The sequence below is a fragment of the Clostridium gasigenes genome (assembly GCF_900104115.1).
Lineage (GTDB): Bacteria > Bacillota > Clostridia > Clostridiales > Clostridiaceae > Clostridium > Clostridium gasigenes.
On the sequence record NZ_FNJM01000038.1, the window covers coordinates 1 to 5,457 of the forward strand.

A 5,457-nucleotide genomic window follows, 5' to 3' on the forward strand; every position below is an offset into this window, starting at 1 on the left:
TTGGAAAATGCAACACATTTAATCTACTGAAACAAGAAACAGATAATTATATTGATTATTATAATAACAATAGATATCAATGGAATTTGGCCAAGCTATCACCAAATAAATACTACGAATATCTAGAAACCGGTGAATATCCGATTAAAATCTAGCTAAAGTAATTTTATATATTAATATAATTTAAAGCACTGGTAAATACCTACAAACGGTATAATACCAGTGCTTTCTTGTCATACATCTTCCATAAAAAATATTCCAATTCATTTTTTAGGCGTTTTTTTCTAACTGTCCTTGACATAGGGACCACTTTATTTTTAACTCTATTACAGTCTCATAATTTAAGTATTATAGTTTTATGATGCCTAAACTACTAGCACGTCCTTTAAAGGGTAGCCATTCTTCATAACTTTCAGCAGTACTAGGTATAAATTTCATTTTTTTAAATCCTTCACCTGTTGATTTATATTCAGATCTTAATTGATTTTTCTCTTCATAAACATTAAGTTCTGAAATTAACCCTACTGCTTTTAGTGCTAGGATATGTGTTTCTATAGTTTTATCGCAACATTGTCTTTCATTCCCATATTCTAAATTAATTAGCCTTATAATCTCACCTGTATTTATTACTTTAGGCTGAATACTTCTTTCACAAATTAATTGAAGCATTCTAAATTTCATTGGTAGTTTCATATTATTACTCCTCATATTCTCTTAATTTGACCATTTCTTTTGGGTTTCCAGAAACCAAAATTGCTCCAAACACAATTATAAAACACCCAATTATTAAATTTGGAGAAGCATGTACACCATTTATTAACCATTCTAAGATTATTACCCATATAGGATAAGTAATATTAAGAGCCATAGCTCTTCCTACTCCAGTCTTACTTAACCCAAGATAAAAAGTTATATAGGATATACTACATACTATACCTGCTAATATTAAAGTTAGCATATTAGGAGTTGTAAATGAATTAGATAATATTTCATGTCCTTTTATAAATGGAATAACACAAAATAGATACATGAAGAAAGAAACTGTTTGTCTAACTGAAATAGCTATTTCAGGATCTACAACATCCATAGCATAAGCACCAAGAACTCCTTCTAACCCCCATCCTAATGCAGCTATAAATGCAAATAGTATTCCTAAATAAAACTTAGGATATATTGTAGCCGTTGGTGCTACATATCCTGTAGCTATAGCTCCAATAACACATAATAAGATTCCTATTAAAGTTCTTTTATTTAGTTTTTCTTTAAGAAATATTACAGCTAAAATTGTTCCAACAGCAGGATAACAAGAAGTTATAACTGCTGTATACGAAACTCCCGCCATATTAATTCCAATTAAATATCCTGACATTGCAAGTGGTCCGCTAAATACTGCTGAAATAATAATAAGCAAACCCATTTTACTAAATAAACACCTATTAAATTCTTTTATTTTACCAGTATACCAATTGTAAAGTAAAATAAAAATAGATGAAAATCCTGTATGTATGCATGCCACTATAAGAGATGCTTGAACTGCAGTTTTAACATCGTTAAATGGATATCTAGTTAATAAATATCCAAGTAGAACTGCGTCTCCCCCCCATGTTATACCCGAAATCAAGCAATTACCTATACCCCTTTTAGCATAATGTAAATCTCTCTTCAACGTCAAACTAGCTATATCTTCCAATATTAATCGTCCCTTTCATATATATAAACTTTGTATAAGTCATCATAAAATAAATAACAGACTAGTATACTTTGTATATTATTTATTTTATAATACCTAATTACAAAATTTAAGATTTATATATTTTCAATTTAGATTGTAGAACTTTTAAATTTTATTCAATATATTTTATTATTTTGCAAGGATTTCCAACTGCGACAACATTAGCTGGAATATTTTTTGTAACCACGCTACCAGAACCTATTACGCTATTATCTCCAATAATTATACCTGGGTTTATTATTGATCCACCTCCAATCCATACATTATTTCCTATAGTCACAGATTTTGTATAATCAGCATTTTTTGGTCTTAGTTTCGGATCAAGTAGATGAGTTGCAGTAAATATACTTACATTAGGGGCAATTAATACATCATTTCCAATTTTCACAAAGCCATCATCTAAAACTAAAAAATTAAAATTAGCATAGAAATTTTCTCCAATTTCTATGTTAGTACCATAATCACAAAGGAAAGGAGGTTCTATTTCAAATTTTTTTCCTATTTTCGAAAATAGTTTTTTTATAATATTTATTCTTTCTTCTGTTTCTTCAGGATCTGTATTATTATATAATTTTGTAAGATGTCTAGCTTTATTTCTTAAAATTATTAAATCTTTATCATACGCATTATATATTTGACCATTTAGCATTTTTTGTTTTTCACTCATTTTATACACTCCTATTCATCTCTTCTTAATTAATAGAGTATAGCATAACAGTATAATAAATATGGCTATACTGGTCATAAGGACTCCTATGTATAGTAAAGTGTTTACAAAGGAACCATAGCGTATATGTTTAAAGCTTATAGTCTCTATCGATAATATCAGGGGGATTTTACAAGAATTTGAAGAAATAATTGTGATGAAACATTCTATGTACCCTTAAAAAATCGCGTAAAAATAGGTAGTCCATATTTGGACTACCTATTTTAGTATAGTATATCAATAATTTAGTCCAACAGAGTTTTATTTTTTATTTCATATGTATATCCATTTGAGGGTAAGGGATATCAATTTCTTCATTATCAAACTTAATCTTGACCTTTTCTAATAAATCAAAATAAACTGTCAAATAATCCTCGGTTTTACACCAAGCTCGAAGAACAAAATTTACTGAGCTACTCCCATGTTCATTTATAGCGATAAATGGCTCGGGAACATTTAAAATTAAATTATGTTTATTCACAATTTCAGTAAGTACTTTCTTTACATGTAATATGTCAGCTGTATAAGCTACTGCAAATACCAAATCAACTCTTCTTGTATCTTTTGCAGTATAGTTTACTACAATACCGTTAGATAAAGTTCCGTTTGGTATAACAATTGACTTATTATCATTTGTTACTAAGTTTGTGTAGAAAATTTTAATACTTTCAACAGTACCTGAACGTCCATTCGCTTCAATATAATCTCCTACTTTAAAAGGTTTAATAAATAGTAGTATTACTCCACCAGCAAAGTTTGATAAACTTCCTTGAAGAGCAAGTCCAACTGCTAAACCAGCAGAAGCTATAAGAGCCGCAAAACCAGTTGTTGGGATACCTATGTAACCTAATATAAATATAACTAAAAGAATTTTCATTATAGATTCACATAAGCCATCTAAAAAAGTAATAAGTGTTGCCTCAACATTTTGTTTCTCTAAAATAGATCTAAATCCTATAATAACCTTGTTTATTAATTTAAAACCAATAAAAAGAGAAATTAAACCGATAATAAGTTTTAAACCGTTTGTTGATGCCCAAAAAATAATTTGTTCCGAAATTTTAGTTATGTCCATAAAGCCCTCCAATCTAATTGTAAAATTGATTATAGTCAAAAAAGTATAATAAATCAATTGTTCTGAATTATTATATTAGTAAGTGAAAATGATATCACCTAACTGTAAACCTTACTAAGAAATTGAATAATACAACTATTACACTATTTGTGTTTTATATTTACTAATTATTAAAATAAAGTTATAAAACAAAAATACCCCATTTCCAAAACAGCTTCACCAAAACCATCTTCGAAAAACTCTATAATTGCATCAGTATTATTGCCTATAATTCTTGAAAAAGCTACAATATAATCTTTTATGTCTTCAGTCTCTATTTTTTCATTTTTATTCATACAATACTTCAAAAATACAGCATACCTTACTAATAAATACTCTAATATAATCATTTGAAAAGAAATTGCCATCTCCTCAACATCATTACTGACGCAGCTACTTAAAATCTTAGCTACAATGCAATTTTCAATTAGCTTATTATGTTGTTCAAACAACCTTTTATAATCATGCCACTTTGCTGAAAGGCTTTCAATTTTAATAGTTTCCGCAAAGTTAGAACTATCTTTAAAAAGCTCCTCTAAAATAGAAACTTCCTTATAATTCTGTATAATATCTAAAAATAGAGAATTAATTTCTTCAATTGAATCATCTGTGTTTAACTCTATTTCGTGATACATAGCTATAAGTTTTTGTATATACTCTCCTTTATTATACTTTTCTATTTTTTCTAATAAAGTATCTTCTCTAAGATTTTTATTTTCTAAAGTAGTTAATAACATTTCAAAACTAATAATAAGCTTATCTTCTAATAAAAAATTCTCCTGATTTATTATATTAATAAGGGCTTCTCTTATTCTAAGTTCTAATAAATGGCTTTTTAAAGTAATATCATTTTCTGAAATTATATTTATTTTTCCAACTATGCTTCCCATAAGTTCTACTACTTCTGGACATGCACATGATAATGAAAGTTCCTTTCTATCCTCAAAGATATTCTCTATCCTAGGAAATGTATGACATGTTAAAGATAAATACCCTTCGCCATGGCCTTTTACTATCTGGCATAACCCCTGTTTATCTAAGAAAGGACACTCTTCACCAGTCTCCTTATCTATAAAATACTCTGTTTTACTTCCACATTTTTTTATTTTTACATTATTAAAAATATAATCAAACTTATCATTTTCTTTTTCCCATTTATTATAAGTATCAGTATCTATACTGACATCCCAACCTTCACAACATGTAAATTTGCATTTATCAGCTATGCAATTAAACTTATCATAATTTGAAATTTTTAAGATATCTATTCCTTTATTCATATAATTTTACTCCAATTTTTTATAATATTTGTTTAACCATTAATTATTATAATAGACTTATTTGGTTTTAGTATATTTTTTATTATCTAAAACTATGTAAATCATATATGCCCATTATAACCTACTTGTTGTAATTTTCTATAAGTAATAATAAACCCGTCTGAATCGTTAGTAAGTATTTAATGAACTATCTTCATCTTGTGCTTAATTATATATGTATATCAGCCGCTTGCATTTTGAGAAATATAACTCAAACTTCAATAAAAAACTGCAATAAAGTTTTAAACTGGTACCTATAGAATGGACAGTTAGAAAAAAGTGCTAAACATTTATTTAACTGACTCTATTTTATAGGGTCTTTTTTTATTGTAAAATATTTTAAAGGAGGATTGTAGTTATGGGAAGAATCTATTTTACAGATGAACAATTGAAAGATTTATCAGTAAATCCATTTGTAAAAAAAGCTAGTAATAAAGCTATTACTTATACAGATGAATTTAAGGAGTATTATATTTCTGAATATAATACCGGGAAAATGCCATTAGAAATACTACGGAATGCAGGATTTGATGTTAAGGTTTTAGGAAAACAGAGAGTTGATAATTTATCGCGCCGATTTCTAAGT

7 protein-coding genes are annotated in these 5,457 nt (G+C 27.6%); 2 read left to right on the top strand and 5 right to left on the bottom strand.

Translation table 11 applies throughout. The features are described 5' to 3' along the window. On the top strand, positions 1-155 hold a 155-nt coding region (locus BLS77_RS19345), incomplete at its 5' end, for an IS3 family transposase (RefSeq protein ID WP_139164867.1). Positions 156-348: 193 nt separating this feature from the next. On the opposite strand, the gene BLS77_RS19350 is transcribed toward BLS77_RS19345, so the two are convergent. From BLS77_RS19350 to fliB, 5 genes are all read right to left on the bottom strand, one after another. Next, positions 349-693 (bottom strand): hypothetical protein, encoded by a 345-nt coding sequence (locus BLS77_RS19350; protein ID WP_089973792.1) that lies wholly within the window; start codon positions 691-693, stop codon positions 349-351. A 4-nt stretch (positions 694-697) separates the two neighbouring features. Next, entirely contained in the window at positions 698-1,690 is a 993-nt protein-coding gene (locus BLS77_RS19355; protein ID WP_089973793.1) for a DMT family transporter, read from the bottom strand. A 154-nt stretch (positions 1,691-1,844) separates the two neighbouring features. Continuing rightward, complete coding sequence (locus BLS77_RS19360; RefSeq protein WP_089973794.1) at positions 1,845-2,399, bottom strand: sugar O-acetyltransferase; 555 nt, start codon at positions 2,397-2,399, stop codon at positions 1,845-1,847. Between the two features lie 307 nt (positions 2,400-2,706). Then, positions 2,707-3,513 (bottom strand): mechanosensitive ion channel family protein, encoded by an 807-nt coding sequence (locus tag BLS77_RS19365; RefSeq protein WP_089973795.1) that lies wholly within the window; start codon positions 3,511-3,513, stop codon positions 2,707-2,709. Between the two features lie 170 nt (positions 3,514-3,683). Further along, positions 3,684-4,832 carry a flagellin lysine-N-methylase gene (fliB, locus tag BLS77_RS19370; protein ID WP_089973796.1) on the bottom strand — a complete coding sequence of 383 codons (1,149 nt, stop codon included), beginning with the start codon at positions 4,830-4,832 and terminating at the stop codon, positions 3,684-3,686. A 397-nt stretch (positions 4,833-5,229) separates the two neighbouring features. Here fliB and BLS77_RS19375 point away from each other — a divergent pair. Beyond that, positions 5,230-5,457 (top strand): HTH domain-containing protein (locus tag BLS77_RS19375; protein WP_341423508.1); only part of this gene is annotated, 228 nt, incomplete at its 3' end.